At 45.9% G+C, this 15,807-nt stretch carries 14 protein-coding genes and 1 pseudogene; 6 read left to right on the forward strand and 9 right to left on the reverse strand.

Going from position 1 to position 15,807, the window contains the following annotated elements; all coding sequences use genetic code 11:
- Positions 1 to 3: 3 nt before the first annotated feature.
- The 3 genes and pseudogenes from mreC to M3085_RS01255 all read right to left on the reverse strand — a co-directional run.
- Entirely contained in the window at positions 4 to 846 is an 843-nt protein-coding gene (gene mreC / locus M3085_RS01245) for a rod shape-determining protein MreC (protein WP_178257571.1), read from the reverse strand.
- Positions 847 to 958: 112 nt separating this feature from the next.
- Entirely contained in the window at positions 959 to 1,981 is a 1,023-nt protein-coding gene (locus M3085_RS01250) for a rod shape-determining protein (protein ID WP_178257572.1), read from the reverse strand.
- A gap of 121 nt (positions 1,982 to 2,102) precedes the next feature.
- A pseudogene (locus M3085_RS01255) lies at positions 2,103 to 2,687 on the reverse strand (IMP cyclohydrolase); the annotation flags it as partial.
- 386 nt (positions 2,688 to 3,073) lie between these two features.
- Here M3085_RS01255 and M3085_RS01260 point away from each other — a divergent pair.
- Positions 3,074 to 5,371 (forward strand): inorganic phosphate transporter, encoded by a 2,298-nt coding sequence (locus tag M3085_RS01260; protein WP_178257574.1) that lies wholly within the window; start codon positions 3,074 to 3,076, stop codon positions 5,369 to 5,371.
- Positions 5,372 to 5,467: 96 nt separating this feature from the next.
- Here the strand turns inward: M3085_RS01260 and queF are convergent, their stop codons facing one another.
- From queF to M3085_RS01275, 3 genes are read right to left on the reverse strand one after another with little or no spacing between them, the layout of a single operon-like run.
- Positions 5,468 to 5,923, reverse strand: coding sequence for a preQ(1) synthase (gene queF, locus M3085_RS01265; RefSeq protein ID WP_178266810.1), 456 nt, complete (start codon positions 5,921 to 5,923; stop codon positions 5,468 to 5,470).
- A gap of 7 nt (positions 5,924 to 5,930) precedes the next feature.
- Complete coding sequence (gene queC, locus M3085_RS01270; RefSeq protein WP_249052119.1) at positions 5,931 to 6,596, reverse strand: 7-cyano-7-deazaguanine synthase QueC; 666 nt, start codon at positions 6,594 to 6,596, stop codon at positions 5,931 to 5,933.
- Between the two features lie 26 nt (positions 6,597 to 6,622).
- Positions 6,623 to 7,309: a queuosine precursor transporter gene (locus M3085_RS01275; RefSeq protein ID WP_178257577.1), complete on the reverse strand. Its 687-nt coding sequence runs from the start codon at positions 7,307 to 7,309 to the stop codon at positions 6,623 to 6,625.
- 145 nt (positions 7,310 to 7,454) lie between these two features.
- Here M3085_RS01275 and corA point away from each other — a divergent pair, with 145 nt between their 5' ends.
- Both corA and nth read left to right on the forward strand, forming a co-directional pair.
- Positions 7,455 to 8,495, forward strand: a complete 1,041-nt coding sequence (gene corA / locus M3085_RS01280) for a magnesium/cobalt transporter CorA (RefSeq protein WP_191710101.1) — start codon at positions 7,455 to 7,457, stop codon at positions 8,493 to 8,495.
- 15 nt (positions 8,496 to 8,510) lie between these two features.
- Positions 8,511 to 9,158 (forward strand): endonuclease III, encoded by a 648-nt coding sequence (gene nth / locus M3085_RS01285; RefSeq protein WP_249052120.1) that lies wholly within the window; start codon positions 8,511 to 8,513, stop codon positions 9,156 to 9,158.
- Here the strand turns inward: nth and M3085_RS01290 are convergent.
- Complete coding sequence (locus M3085_RS01290; RefSeq protein WP_249052121.1) at positions 9,155 to 10,372, reverse strand: S-adenosylmethionine:tRNA ribosyltransferase-isomerase; 1,218 nt, start codon at positions 10,370 to 10,372, stop codon at positions 9,155 to 9,157. The genes nth and M3085_RS01290 overlap by 4 nt on opposite strands.
- Positions 10,373 to 10,706: 334 nt before the next feature.
- The gene (locus M3085_RS01295; protein WP_178257581.1) at positions 10,707 to 11,594 is read right to left on the reverse strand and encodes a hypothetical protein; all 888 of its coding nucleotides are present in this window, start codon (positions 11,592 to 11,594) and stop codon (positions 10,707 to 10,709) included.
- Between the two features lie 227 nt (positions 11,595 to 11,821).
- Between M3085_RS01295 and M3085_RS01300 the strand changes: the two genes are divergently transcribed.
- From M3085_RS01300 to phnW, 3 genes are all read left to right on the forward strand, one after another.
- Positions 11,822 to 13,207: a DUF5690 family protein gene (locus tag M3085_RS01300; RefSeq protein WP_249052122.1), complete on the forward strand. Its 1,386-nt coding sequence runs from the start codon at positions 11,822 to 11,824 to the stop codon at positions 13,205 to 13,207.
- Positions 13,204 to 13,998, forward strand: a complete 795-nt coding sequence (gene phnX / locus M3085_RS01305; RefSeq protein ID WP_191710018.1) for a phosphonoacetaldehyde hydrolase — start codon at positions 13,204 to 13,206, stop codon at positions 13,996 to 13,998. Before M3085_RS01300 ends, phnX begins: the two co-directional genes overlap by 4 nt.
- Positions 13,999 to 14,073: 75 nt before the next feature.
- Positions 14,074 to 15,165: a 2-aminoethylphosphonate--pyruvate transaminase gene (gene phnW / locus M3085_RS01310; protein ID WP_249052123.1), complete on the forward strand. Its 1,092-nt coding sequence runs from the start codon at positions 14,074 to 14,076 to the stop codon at positions 15,163 to 15,165.
- A gap of 50 nt (positions 15,166 to 15,215) precedes the next feature.
- Here phnW and M3085_RS01315 read toward each other — a convergent pair whose 3' ends face one another.
- Complete coding sequence (locus tag M3085_RS01315) at positions 15,216 to 15,692, reverse strand: GNAT family N-acetyltransferase (RefSeq protein ID WP_204500627.1); 477 nt, start codon at positions 15,690 to 15,692, stop codon at positions 15,216 to 15,218.
- Between the last annotated feature and the right edge of the window lie 115 nt (positions 15,693 to 15,807).

The raw sequence follows: 15,807 nt of genomic DNA on the forward strand, positions 1-15,807 counted from the left end.
AAGCTAAAGTCCTGCACTTTTTTCTAAAGACGTTTGTTCTTCTTTTCCAACCAACGCAACCACCAACACATCGCGTAACCGTGCGAAATCGGTAAACAACTTTACCCGTAGCAGATAAGATAGTCCGTCGTGACTGTCTACCATGTCGTCTACCGTACCTACCGGGATACCTTCCGGAAATACGGAACTATGTCCGCTTGTTACAATCGTGTCGCCTAACATAAATTCGGAATGGCGGGGCATGTCTTTTACATAAGCATATTGTGACGAACCGCCTTCCCATTTTAGAAATCCGAAATATTCAGTCCGTTTGATTTTACAACTGATACTGCTTTTTGAGTTTAAAACCGGAAGTATGATGGAATGATGGGCTCCTGTCAGGTACACGATGCCTACCACTCCGTTTCCGCTTACCACTCCCATCTCCGGACGGATGCCATCTGCCTCTCCTTTGTTGATGGTAATGTAATTATTCAAATGAGTCACACTGTTGTTTACTACCCGGGCAGGATATGCGCGATATTCTGTATGCGATTGGCTCAATAACCGGTCGGTTACGGTTGAGTCTTGAGTATACTTTTCCATTTCCTGCCGTAGTGCGGTTATTTCCATTTCCAGTTCTACGTTGCGAGCCGTTAATTGTCGGTTCATTTCGTCCAGCCCCACATACCGGGTTATGTGGCTCGATGCGTCGTATATCTTTCCCGCTACATAGTTAGCCGAAGTGAAAAACACGTTTCCTTGATAGTTGTTAAAACGGAACAACAATATAAAACAAATCACTTCCAGCAAGACGAATAGCAGGAAGTAATTGTATTTTAGAAGGAAATCGAGTAAATTTCTCATTCAGCCAACTCTTTTTTAGCATGTACCATCTCTTGGCTTTACTCATAAGTCAGAGCAAGCCCCGAAAACAGAAGAGGAATCTGTTTGTTCTCGTTAAGATTCCACCTCTTTATTATCGCATAAGGAAAGTAAAATGGTCTACGTTTTTCAGCGCAATACCAGTACCTTTTGCCACGCTGAGCAACGGGTCTTCCGCAATATGGAAAGGTATGTTTATCTTATCCGTCAAGCGTTTGTCGAGTCCGCGTAACAAAGCTCCACCTCCCGCCAGATAGATACCGTTGTTTACGATATCGGCATACAGTTCGGGCGGTGTATTTTCCAGTGCGCTCAGAATAGCCATTTCTATTTTTGCGATACTTTTTTCCATGCAGTGTGCTATTTCCTGATAGCATACCGGGACTTCCATCGGCAATGCCGTAATTCGGTTCGGACCGTGGACGATATAATCTTCAGGAGCTTCATCACCCAAGTCGGTCAGCGCCGCTCCCACATGAATCTTGATACGTTCCGCCATACGCTCACTGATTTTCACGTTGTGCTGACGGCTCATGTATTCTTGGATATCTGCCGTCAAGTCATCGCCGGCCACACGGATCGAGTTGTTGCAAACGATACCTCCCAATGAAATTACGGCGATTTCGGTAGAACCGCCACCTATGTCCACTACCATGTTTCCTTCGGGAGCTTCTACGTCAAGGCCGATTCCGATAGCGGCAGCCATCGGCTCGAATATCAGATATACGTCGCGTCCGCCTGCATGTTCGGCACTGTCGCGCACGGCACGCAGTTCTACTTCCGTAGAGCCGGAAGGTACGCCGATTACCATACGCAGTGACGGGGTAAACAGGCGGCGCCCTTTACCCACTTTTTTTATCAAGCCGCGCATCATCTGTTCGCAGGCGTTGAAGTCGGCAATCACACCGTCGCGTAACGGACGTACGGTACGTATATTCGGATTTTCTTTTTCATACATCAACTTGGCACGTTCGCCCACGGCTATCATTTTTTCGGTACGACGGTCGAGCGCTACAACTGAAGGTTCGTCTACGACAATTTTGTCGTCGCAAAGAATAATGGTGTTGGCAGTACCAAGATCCATTGCTATTGATTGAGTAAAAGAAAATATACCCATTCTTGCTAAATTGAAATTTAAAAATGAAAATTAACGGGCGAAATAGAACCGCAGGGAACCGGAACAACTGACGTTGCTGAACGGCATTGTCCGGTTCCCGTTTTCCATTTCTTTATTTTTTAAAGTAGTCTCGAATCGCTGAATCGTAGTGAGAAGATACCGTAAAGGCTTCTCCGGCAAACCAACGGCGTTGGTCGCGCGTGGTTACAGCGCCTTGTTTGTTCAGAATATCCAACAAGGGCTGATACTGATGCTTGCTGGCTACAATCACTACATCGTTAAAGTTTTTCGCTCCGGCACGGATTAACGAAATACCGCCTATGTCGATTTTTTCGATGATGTCTTGTTCGCTTGCTCCGCTTGCAACGGTGTCTTCAAACGGATACAGGTCGACAATCACCAAGTCGATTTCAGGGATTTCGTACTGAGCTACCTGCTTTTGGTCGTCTTCAAGCTCCCGGCGGCACAAGATACCTCCGAATATTTTAGGATGAAGTGTCTTTACGCGACCGCCCAAAATAGAGGGATAAGTGGTTATATCTTCTACTGCCTGACAAGGATAGCCTAATGATTCGATAAACTGGCGTGTTCCGCCTGTTGAAAGAAACTGTACGCCTTCTTCATGAAGTTTTGCCAAGATTGCGTCTAATCCGTCTTTATGATAAACCGATACCAAAGCGGTTTTTATTTTCTTTGATTCTGACATTGCTGTATGTTTTAAGTGATTCGGCTACAAAAGTAGTAATTTTAAACCGATAAAGTGTTATTACAATGGGTAAAAATATTATTTTTTCTCGTAAGAGATGAAAATGTGAGACCTGAAAAATTCTACCCATAGCGCAGGCCGGTCTTCCGAATAGAACAAGGCAACTTATCCGCATGGGAACAGTAACGCTACCCGTTGCGTTTTTGAGGGCAAATCGGGCGTCGGATTTTCTTCATGATTTCGGCTTGAGACGGGAAAACAGACCGGAAACAAACTCAAAAAGGGCGGATAAAAAGACTTAATCGGAAAATTTAAACAGCTCTTAATCCATGAAAAGAAAAAAACGCATAACTTTGTAAATCGAAAAATCTTAGCGAAACAAGTTTATGGAAACTATTTATTTGGGAATCGTAATTTTCCTGTTTATGCTGGCAGTCTTCGACTTGCTGGTAGGCGTCAGTAACGATGCCGTTAATTTTATGAATTCGGCAGTCGGAGCCAAAGTTGCTACGTTTAGAACCATTACCATTGTGGCGGCAATCGGGGTTTTTGTAGGAGCTATCCTGAGCAACGGAATGATGGACATTGCCCGACACGGTATTTTCCAGCCATCCAATTTTAGTTTTTATGATATTATGTGTATTTTGCTGGCGGTCATGGTTACTGATGTGGTGTTGCTGGATGTCTTTAACACGTTAGGTCTTCCTACCTCGACTACAGTATCAATGGTGTTTGAACTTTTAGGAGGTACGTTTATCCTTGCTATGTTGAAAATTCTTGGAGACCACACAGGCATGTTTAGCTTAGGCGATATGATGAATACCGAAAAAGCGTTTTCGGTGATTATGGGTATCTTCCTTTCTGTTGCAGTCGCCTTCATAGCCGGTACGGTCGTCCAATACATCTCCCGCCTTATCTTCAGCTTCAACTATAAAAAACATCTCTCTTGGACCATCGGAATCTTCGGTGGTATAGCAGTTACAGCTCTTTTGTATTTTATTCTTATTCAGGGGTTAAAAAGCGCTCCTTTTATGACGGAGGAGTTAATCGGATGGATTGACGTACACACTCCTATGCTGGTGGCGGGATGTTTTGTTTTCTTTACCCTTCTGATGCAAGTGTTACACTGGTGCAAGGTGAATGTCTTTAAAGTCATCGTGTTGCTGGGTACATTCTCTTTGGCATTGGCTTTCGCCGGTAATGACTTGGTAAACTTTATCGGAGTTCCGCTGGCAGGTTTTTCTTCTTATACGGATTATGTGGCGAATGCCAACGGAGCGGGCATCCACGATTACATGATGACTTCGCTGATGTCGTCGGCTAAAACTCCCACTATCTTTTTATTCGCTTCAGGTATCGTAATGGTATATGCGCTTGCCACTTCGAAAAAAGCGAAGAATGTGATTAAAACCTCGGTCGACCTTGCCCGGCAGGAAGAGGGTGATGAAATGTTTGGCTCATCTGCACTTGCGCGCACCATTGTACGTCGTGCCACTAATCTGAACGATTTCCTGAAACGGGTGATTCCGGAAGGTATGCGCCGCTGGATTGACAGCCGTTTTAATAAAGATGAAATCATTATGGAAAACGGAGCTGCTTTCGACTTGGTTCGCGCTTCGGTCAATTTGGTTCTTTCCGGTTTGCTTATCATCATCGGAACAACGATGAAGCTGCCTCTTTCTACTACTTACGTAACATTTATCGTAGCGATGGGTAGTTCGCTTGCCGACCGTGCTTGGAGCCGCGAAAGCGCTGTTTATCGTATAACAGGTGTCCTTTCCGTTATCGGCGGATGGTTTATTACGGCATTTGTGGCATTTACTGTTTGTGCTGTCGTAACCTTCATCATGTTCTATACCAGTTTTGTAGGCATGTTTATTTTTATCGCCGTGGCTGTATTCTTGCTGGTTCGCAGCAATATCAAATACGGCAAGAAGGAAAAAGCAGAAAGCCGTGACGTTATATTCAAGCAGATGATGACAAGCAAAGACAAGTCGGAAATTCTTTCTTTGCTCCGCCAGCATGTAAAAGCTACGTTTGTTGATTATTTGGTATTCAGCGAAAAAACATACGTGCAGGTTACCGACGGGTTTATCAATGAAAACCTGAAAGACTTGCGTAAGGCGATGAGTGCGACAGACGACCAAAAGAAGATGCTTAAAAAGCGTCGCCGTAAAGAAATCCTCGGTTTGCGCCGTATTCCTATCACCACTGCCATCGAGAAAAATACATGGTTCCACTTGGGAAGTAACAGTTGCGAGCAGATGCTTTACTGCCTGAAGCGTATTTGCGAACCATGTAAAGAGCATGTCGACAACAATTTCAATCCGATATCTCCCGAATCGGTTAAAGAATTCCTGCCTATCCGCGAAGAGCTCTGTCGGTTGATGGAACGCACGCAAGAGGCTATCGAAAATAATAATTATGCCGATGCCGACGATATATTAAAGAAAGGCGATGATTTAAAGAACCGTATATCTGCTTTGCGTAAACATCAGATGAACCTGATGCAGGAGGCAAGTACCAACAGCCTGAAAGCATCAATGGTGTATTTGAATATCCTTCAGGAAACGCAGGAATTGGTAAGCATCTGGCGTCACTTGCTGCGTGCAAGCCGTTTCTTCCAAGGCGATTATGTTCCGCAGGAATTTTCACAAATGGCTTTGGCTGAAGACCATATCTGATAGCTGAGGCAGTACGGTCTGTTCCGCTATAAACAATAAGCCCGCACTTTAGGAAACGATAATCTGTTTTCCTGAAAGTGCGGGCTTGTTGTTTTATTAAAGATCGTGGTTTCTCATCCGGTATTCGGCTAACTCTTCATACTTAGTTCCCGGACGTCCGTAGTTGCAGTACGGATAAATCGAGATACCTCCGCGCGGAGTGAAGATGCCTGTTACTTCGATGTACTTCGGGTCCATGAGCTTTATCAAGTCCTTCATGATGATGTTTACACAGTCTTCGTGGAAGTCACCGTGATTCCGGAAGCTGAACAGATAAAGTTTAAGGCTTTTGCTTTCCACCATTTTGATGTCCGGCAAATAGCTGATGCGTATTTCCGCAAAGTCCGGTTGCCCTGTAATCGGACAAAGACTGGTAAACTCCGGACAGTTGAAGCGCACCCAGTAATCATTCTCAGGGTGTTTGTTTACGAAGGCTTCCAACACTTCGGGAGCATAATCCTGTTTATAGGCAGTGGTCTTGCCCAATATGGTCAGTTCGTCTTTTCTTTCCATACATTATTTATTTAGTTGAGGCTTTTATCGCCAAATATTTTTCCAATCCCTCCCTGCGCAGTTTACATGCCGGGCAGTGTCCGCATCCGTCACCGGGAATGCCGTTGTAGCAAGTCAGCGTTTCGTTCCGAATCAAATCCAGTACGCCCAGTTCGTCTGCCAGCGCCCATGTCTGTGCCTTGTCTATCCACATCAGCGGCGTATGGATAACAAATTGTTCCTCCATAGCCAAGTTTAAAGTAACGTTGAGCGATTTGATAAAACCGTCACGACAATCAGGATACCCGCTGAAATCGGTTTGCGATACGCCCGTTACGATGTGGTTTACTCCCCGTTCGCGGGCATATACCGCCGCGATGCTTAAAAAGAAAAGATTACGCCCCGGAACAAATGTATTGGGAAACGAATCCGCAGGTTTCTCTTCGTCCATGCGGATGGAAAAATCTGTCAATGAGTTCTTTCCCAAATGCCCAATGAAAGAAACGTCCATCACACTGAATTCCACTTCTGCCTTACGCGCTATTTCCCGCGCAAGCTCTACTTCTTTTTCATGCTTCTGTCCGTACAGGAAACTTAAAGCATATACTTTCTTAAAATGTTTCTTTGCCCAAAACAGGCATGTGGTAGAGTCTTGTCCGCCACTGAACACAACAAGGGCTGCTTCGTTATTCATCGTTTTTTGTCTTTATTTGCTTACGGTTAAAGTTCTTTGATTTTTAGAATATTGTAAGAGATGTGTTCGTCGTATACGTCGCTTTCATCTACATGTTTTACGTAACGGACCACACGGATGGTTACCGGCAGGATAATCACCTCGTATAAGGTTTTCAGAACCACCTGCACTGCCATCATTTTCAGTAATTCCGATGCTGGCATCAGCCCGCCGAAAGCCAATGGAAAAAACAGTAGCGAGTCAGCGCTTTCGCCGGCAAGGGTAGAAAGAATGGCACGTGCCGAAAAATGTTTCCCGTGCGTGGCTACTTTCATCCGGCTCATTACATAAGCGTTGATAAACGAACCAGCCAAGAATGCCGTCAGGCTGGCGGCTGCGATACGCGGAGCCATCCCGAACACAAAGTTAAACGACTCTTCGCCTTCCCAGAACGGGGCGGCAGGCAAGGCTACGGCAAGCTGTCCCATCGCCACAACCATGAAGTTCATCAGAAAGCCCATCCAGATAATAAGACGCGCTTTGCGGAATCCCCATACTTCGGCGATGCAGTCATTTATAATATAAGATATAGGAAATACAATCAGTCCGGCGGTAACGGAAATAGTTCCTAACTGAATTACTTTGGTTTCTAACAGATTGGCTGCCACCAAGCAGACGCAAAACACAATACCCAAAACCATAAAAGGTACCGATACAACATTTTCTTTCTTCATTCGTTCCTGTTTTTATACGTGGTGTTCTGGAATACACGGCCGTTATTCGCGGCATCGTATGTAGATTAATTGGCTGCAAAGGTAAAAAGAATTTGCCGGATAACAAAGAATCGTGTATATTTGTCCGTCTCAACATCATACGCTTATGACGAGAAATAACCAGTTGAGCGAGCAACTCAATTATACCGGAATCAGCCGCACACCCACTCATTTGTATCTGCACAGTTACGATACCGAAAGAGTAGATGTCCATGAAGGAGAAAACATGGATGAAATCAGCCCTTATATTCGGAGCAACGCAATTAACTGGATACATGTGTCGGGGCTTCAGAATACGGAGGCAATACAGCAGGTATGCCGTTTCTTCAACATAGACTTCCTTACCACCCAAGATATTCTTAATGCAGAACATCTCACGAAGATAGAAGTGCATGAGTCTTACAATGTGATAATCCTGAAATTGCTTTTCGCAGAAAAGGAAAACGGATATACCCCGCAGCAGTTTTGTATCATTCAGGGAGAAAATTTTGTGCTTACGTTTCTTGAGCGCGATACAGACAGGCTGAACGAAATAGTCTCCGGTTTAAAGAACAATGTGCTTAACATCCGTAACCGCCATTCCGACTTTCTGCTCAGCGTAATCCTTAACAGTGCGATGACCAGTTATATGGCTATTATTTCAGAGATAGAAGACGAGTTGGAGGATTTGGAAGAGCGGCTCCTTTCGCCGGATGAATATCGCGATTCAAGCATCAAAGACATGCAACCTTATCGGCGTAGCGTGCGGTTGATAAAGAAGAGTATCCTTCCGCTGAAAGAAGAAATGAGCACGCTGCTTCACGATAACAATAAGCTGATACATAAGGCAAATCATCCGTTTTTCAGCGATGTGAACGATCATCTGCTGTTTATTCTTCAAACGCTCGACGGATGCCGTGACATGCTTTCGGCGCTTGCCGACCTGTATCTTTCAAACAATGACCGCCGCATGAATAATATCATGAAGCAACTCACCATTGTTTCCACCATCTTTATTCCGATGACCTTTCTTGCCGGCATTTGGGGAATGAATTTCAATTACATGCCCGAACTGGACTGGAAATACGGTTATGTGTTTGCATGGGTCATTATGATTCTGCTTGGCGTGAGTGTATACATTTATTTTAAACGCAAGAATTGGAATTGATAAAACGATACTGATATGAGAAAACAAGAACTATATAATAAGGTAATAACCTACTTTCAGTCGGCTATGCCGGTGGCAGAAACCGAGCTTCATTACAAGAATCCTTTCCAACTGTTGGTGGCAGTGATTCTGAGTGCACAGTGTACCGACAAGCGTGTTAATCAGATTACTCCTCCACTGTTCGAAGCGTATCCCACGCCCGAAGCCCTTGCAGCCGCCACTCCCGAAGCTGTTTATGAGTACATCCGCAGTGTGAGTTACCCCAACAACAAAGCTAAACACTTGGTAGGCATGGCACAAATGCTGCTGAAAGACTTTCAGGGCGAAGTGCCCGATACGTTGGAGCAACTGGTCAAACTGCCCGGAGTAGGGCGGAAGACGGCAAACGTCATTCAGAGCGTGGTATTCAACAAAGCGGCGATGGCGGTCGATACGCACGTGTTCCGTGTAAGCCACCGCATCGGGTTAGTGCCGAAAACCTGCACCACGCCGCTCGCCACCGAAAAATATCTGGTAAAATATATTCCCGAATCATTGGTTGCCACTGCCCACCATTGGCTGATTTTGCACGGGCGTTATGTTTGTATGTCCCGTTCGCCGAAGTGTGAAACTTGCGGTCTGAACGGGATTTGTCAGGAATCGCTGAAAAGCAAAATCCGTTAAGGTATCAAGAGCGAGGAGTCTCCATAGCTCAAGAATCGGAAATCGTGGGCAAGTGCGTAGTCGTAGATGCGGTGCCAGTCTCCTTTTACGAATGCCGATACGAGCAGCAACAGCGTGCTTTGCGGCTGATGGAAGTTCGTAACCATTTTTTTCACAATCTTATAGCTGTATCCCGGAGCAATGATGATTTGCGTGCTGGTATGCAAGGCGTCTAACCCGTGGCGCTCCATGTACGTCCGTATGTGCGTCAGTGCCTCAACCACGCTGAGCGAAGGTTGTGTTTCATACGGTTGCCACTGGCGCACGTGCAGTTCCTCTTGTCCCGCATCGGGATGCTGACTGAGGGTTACACCTATATAATATAGGCTCTCCAGCGTGCGGACAGAGGTAGTGCCCACGGCAATCGCTTCTCCGTTATGGGCTATCAGCTTTTCGATGGTCTGCCGGTTTACCGAAATGTATTCGGTGTGCATCTCGTGTCCCTCTATTTCTTCACTCTTTACCGGCTTAAACGTACCGGCACCTACGTGGAGGGTAACTTCTTCCAAGTCTACACCCTTATCTTTCAGTGCAGTCAGAACCCGTTCGGTGAAGTGCAGCCCTGCCGTAGGAGCAGCCACCGAGCCTTTTATCTTCGAGTAAACCGTCTGATATGTTTCCTTGTCGCTTTCCTGCGTCTCACGGTTCAGGTAAGGCGGAATAGGCAGTTCACCGAACACCTCCAATATATCGGCAAACGTAACCTCCGGGTTATCCCACGCGAAGTCCACCCAATGGCTCGTACCGTGACAGGCTCCGCGTGTGGCAGTCAGCGTTACAGGCTTTCCCTTGACCGTCATTTCGCGCCGGAGCGTACCCTCTTTCCATTTCTTCAGATTCCCTATCATGCAGAGCCAAGCGGAGTGAGCAGTCTGTTGGAAATTCAACGCATAATCGTTGGGTTGGATGGGTTCCAGACAGAAAATCTCTATTAATGCTCCCGTTTCTTTGCGGAAATGCAGGCGGGCTTGGATCACTTTCGTGTTGTTGAAAATCATCAGCTCGTTGGCTTCAAGGTAGTCGGGGAGTGAAGTAAAACGGGTTTCCTCTATCGTTCCGTGGCGGTAGACTAATAGTTTCGACTGGTCGCGTACCGCGAGTGGGAATTTGGCTATGCGCTCATCGGGCAGCGGATAATTATAATCGCTTATCTTAATATGTTTGGTTTCTTCCATACGTATAAATTTATTCTGCAAAAATAGGACTTTCTATCCGATAAACCTCTATTTTCCGGACCTATTTAAACAGGCTCTGAACTTTCCCGCCCGGCGAAAAATTACCCGGCAATATGCCTCCCGAAACGCTACCGTTAGTGTTACCTAACCCATGCGGTAGCGTTTACTGTTTCTACCCATAGAACCGACCGGTTCTACCGCAAGCGTTTTTTCAGATTCCGGGAAACCGGAATTGTTTAATGGGTTTAGATGATAAGTTGTTGATTCATAGCGATGAACACGCAAAAGAAGGGCGTGGAGGCTCAGCGGTCTGCCAGACAGCCGGAATCCCGGTTTACATGGAAAGAATTTTCTTTTCGATTATCAAATCTTCTTCGGTCATTTGTGGAGAAGGGATGTTACACATTCGTATGATGTCCTCCGGCTGGCAGGTATAATCGTAATACGCCATTTCTTTTTCGTTCAACACCTCACGCGCTTTCAGTTCGCCTTTCAGTTTCAGAAACTCATCGCGGGCAATGCTGTCAGAGTGTTTGACGAAAAGAATCCGCCTCGCCACGGGATTATAATTATAGTCGAAACACATATAAATGCCGCGCAAGAACGGGGGGCGGTCATACATCGGTAATTTGAGGCAGATGTGAAACAACGCCAGTTGAGGCGGCTGGTTTTCGTTGAACATCAGAAACAGATGGTTCGAACCGTTAATCATTGCCGCCCCACGGTGAGTCACGCCGTAAGCATTGTTATGAATCACCTCAACATAACTTCCGTTCTCGGCAGGGGCAATCAGGTAGGGTTCTATTTTCAAGCTTCGGCTTCCCGATGATAAACTGTAACTGATATACGTTCCGTTGTAATTCGCTGTATGGTTCAGCGTATTGCGCATTCCGTTTTCTAATTGTCCGAGGAAAGGAATCGGCGCTTCTTCCGAGTAATTTTTCGGACTTGCCTCCATAGCAAACAGCGCAGTTTTCAGGCTGGTGAGCGAGCCGAGCAGTTTTTTCTTCGAAACATTGTTTACCCATACCAGCGCGTTGGTAAGCGCTTCGTCTTCGCCCTGTCCTTTTTCCTTATTCTTGAAATAAGCCGGCAGTACGGTAGAATAAATGGCAGACAGTACGCTGGGCGAGAATCCGGCTTTCTCTGCCATTTCTTTCATTTTGATTCCCCTTTGTCGCAAGAAAGTCATGCGGTCGTATATCTCTTTCAGTTCCTCCATAACTCGATAGATGTTTTGCCGGAGTAAAGATACACATTATTCTTCCTGCGCGGAAATACTTCGTGTTACAAAGTTATTTCAATCGGGTTTTATCTTTGTTTCAGTATTGTAAAAGTATTGTTTCATGAATATTTCTGAATTGTTACGGCTTTATGATTCCTGTTTTATTCATTTTTGCTTTGGAAGTGAGGGTTTACTTTTGCACCGGAATCAAAAAACGAAAGTGAATGGAAACATCAACTCAAACATATACCAACGGCGGAAGCAAAGAAAAGAAACCGATGCCCGACTGGATTTTCGTATTATGGGCAGGAGGTACGGCGCTTCTCTCTTATTCGTTGGTTTACGCCCTGCGCAAACCGTTTACGGCGGCAGAATTTGAAGGACTGCAAGTATTCGGTATGGATTATAAGATAGTGGTCAGTATCATTCAGCTGTTGGGATATGTAAGCGCAAAACTGCTGGGTATTAAATACATCTCCGAACTGCGTCCTGAGGGTCGGTTGAAGTTCATCATCGGTTCGGCAGCGTTGTCGGAAATCTCCCTGATAGCGTTCGGTCTGTTGCCCATGCCTTATAACATCATGGCGCTATATTTCAACGGACTTTCGTTGGGCTGTATGTGGGGAGTTATTTTCAGTTTCCTTGAGGGACGACGCACCACCGACATCCTTGCCAGCATAATGGGAGTTAGTATGGCACTTAGTTCCGGTGTGGCAAAATCATTGGGATTATATACCTTGAACGTGCTTCATGTCAGTGAATTCTGGATGCCCGCCCTGATTGGTGCCATAGCCTTTCCGCTGCTTTGCTTCACGGGATGGATGATGACCCGCTTTCCTCAACCCACGGCAGCGGATATTGCTTCGCGTTCGGTACGTGTTACGCTGAACGGCCACCAGCGATGGGCACTGTTCCGTCGGTTTATGCCTCTGCTGATTATGCTGTTTGCAGCCAACCTGCTGCTTACCGTACAGCGCGATATCAAAGAAGACTTCATCGTATGTATCATCGACGTCAGTACGGTATCTTCATGGGCTTTTGCTCAGATAGACTCTATCGCCACGCTGGTATTGCTTGCCACTTTCGCCTTGCTTTCTACCACGTACGACCATCTGAAAGTGCTTTGCATCCTGCTGGTACTATCGACTTGCGGAATGGGGACACTTGCCTTTCTCGGAGCAAACTTTGAACAGGTTGGATTGCCTACCACCATTTGGCTTTTCCTTCAGAGTCTTTGCCTCGACATGGCATACCTGAGTTTCCAGACCATTTTCTTTGAACGCTTTATAGCCTGCTTCAAGATAAAAGGAAACGTAGGATTCTTTATCATCACGATCGACTTTGTAGGCTATTTCGGAACATTGGCATTACTGCTCTTCAAAGAGTTTTACGCATCGCATATCGACTGGGCATCGTTCTATAACAGCATGAGCCTCTATATCGGTATTGTCTGCTGCCTTGCCTTTATCGGTTCGCTGGTTTATATGATTCAGGTGCGCAAACGCAAGGAAGATCCCCTGCCCGAAAAAGCAGAGGAACCGGAAAAGAAAGAAGAAACGGATAAAGAAACAGATAAAGAAAATATTTATTTAACAACTACTGCTATATGAAAAAAATTGAATGTGTTATTTTAGATTGGGCAGGAACTGCCGTAGACTATGGATGCTTTGCTCCGGTATCTGCCTTCATTGAAAGTTTTAAGACCTTAGGTCTGGAAGTTACTGCTGCTGAAACACGCGCCCACATGGGTTTGACCAAGATTGAAGAAATCCGTGCGCTGTTCAAAATAGAGCGTGTAAGTAAGGCATTCTATGAAAAATACGGACGTGAGTATAACGAAAGCGACGTACAGGCATGTTATACCGAATTCCAACGCTTGCTGTTCTCTACCCTGCGCAGTTACTCTGGTCCTATTTCGAAGGTAGTTGAAACCATCGATGCCCTCCGCGCAAAGGGCATCAAGATTGGGTCTACTACGGGATATACCAAAGAAATGATGGACATCGTTATACCGGCAGCAGCCGAACAGGGATACCATGTTGACAATCACGTAACCTCAGACGGTTTGCCGGCCGGCCGCCCGTACCCGTATATGATTTATAAGAACATGTGCGATCTGAACGTTCCTTTCCGTACCTCGGTATTGAAGTATGGCGATACGATTTCGGATATCAAAGAAGGCATTAATGCCGGAGTGTGGACGGTTGGCGTTGTGTTGGGAAGCAATGAATTGGGTCTGACCGAAGAAGAAGTGAACAACATGCCTGCCGACGAGCTGAAGAAACGCATGATGGATGTAAGATACCGCATGTATGCTGCCGGTGCGCATTATGTAGTGGACTCGATAGAAGAACTTCCGGCGCTGATTGAGGCTATCAATACGCGGATGAATAACGAGTAAAAGAATGCATACGTTTTAAATCCATTGAGAAACAATAATCTAAATAACTGATAACGAATAAAGATAATACGCAATATGAGACCTTATTTATTATTGACACCCGGACCTTTGACTACAAGTGAAACCGTGAAAGAAGCGATGATGAGCGACTGGTGTACGTGGGATGAAAATTACAACGTGGGCATCGTAGAGGTTATCCGCAAAAAACTGGTAGAACTGGCAAGCAGCCGCCCCGAAGAATATACGGCGGTACTGATGCAGGGCAGCGGCAGCTTTTGTGTAGAAGCTACGTTAGGCTCGGTGGTTCGCCCCGAAGACCATCTGTTGGTTGCTGCCAATGGTGCGTATGGTAAACGTATGGGAGTGATAGCCGACTATTATCACCTGAACTATCACCTGATGAAGTTTGAAGAAACTCAGCAGGTAGACCCGCAGGCGGTAGACGCTTACCTGAACGAACATCCTGAAGTGACCCACGTTTCTGTGGTACACTGTGAAACCACTACCGGCGTGTTGAATCCGCTGGAAGCCATTGTCGAAGTGGTAAAGAAGCACGACAAGGTACTGATTGTCGATGCAATGAGCAGTTTCGGCGGTGTTCCTATCGACATGGCAACGCTGGGAATCGACTTCATGATAAGCAGCGCCAACAAGTGTATTCAGGGAGTTCCCGGTTTCGGCTTCATATTGGCTCGCCGTTCGTTGCTGGAACGTTGCAAGGGAGTAGCGCGCTCACTGTCGCTCGACCTCTACGACCAATGGGAAACAATGGAGAAAGGACACGGAAAATGGCGTTTTACTTCGCCCACCCATGTGGTTCGTGCGTTTATGCAGGCGCTGAAAGAGTTGAAAGCCGAAGGCGGCATCGCAGCCCGTCATGCCCGTTACTGTGAAAACCACCGTACGCTGGTAGAAGGTATGCGTTCGTTGGGCTTTAAAACTTTATTGTCCGATGAAGAACAGTCTCCTGTTATCACTTCGTTCTATTATCCCACAGCCGATTTCGATTTTAAGGATTTCTATCAAAAACTGAAAGCCAAAGGTTTTGTGATTTATCCGGGTAAGATATCACAGGCAGATACGTTCCGTATCGGTAATATCGGAGATGTATTTCCTGCCGATTTCGTTCGCTTGACAGAAGCTGTAAAAGAACTTCATTTGCAGTAATTGTTTTTATTTTCCCTGCTTCGGCATTTTGGGTCGGGGCAGGGATTTTTTTATCTGCCCAACCGGTTCTCGCTGTCTTGCGGTGAAGCAAAATTGAGTGAAAACTTATAGTGAAAATTATGCATCCCCCGTGCTTCATAAAAACGGTGCGTGCGGGTTCTCAACCGGTTGCAACATACTTCTATCTGTGTACATCCCTCTTGGCGGGCATGGTGGCAAGCCTCGTCAAACAGTTGTTTCCCGATACCCCTGCTGCGGCATTCCGGAGAAACCGACAGCTCCATGATTTCGCAAATACGTTCCGCATGATGAAGCTGGTATTCCATCCGCAAATTGATGCATCCCTTTACTTTACCGTCGGATACATAAACCAGACACGCATAATCCGCATCCTTTAATTGCTGTTGAAAGATCCGTTCGAACGCCGCATACGGAAGTTCTTTTTCCTCCATGTTACAGATGAGGGCGTACACATCCCGACAGTCATCTGCCGTACTGCTTCTGATAAATTCTGTCTCTGATTCCATAAGTATATATTGGCATTTGCGTTGGTTGTTTTAGGGCTTATTCTGCGCCTCAAAAATTCTATTCGGAAGACGACCGGACTCTCCGAATAGAATTGAGGGACTTTTCGGGATGAAA

It is taken from the genome of Bacteroides caecicola (assembly GCF_023337095.1).
In the GTDB taxonomy this organism is placed as follows: Bacteria; Bacteroidota; Bacteroidia; order Bacteroidales; family Bacteroidaceae; genus Phocaeicola; species Phocaeicola gallinarum.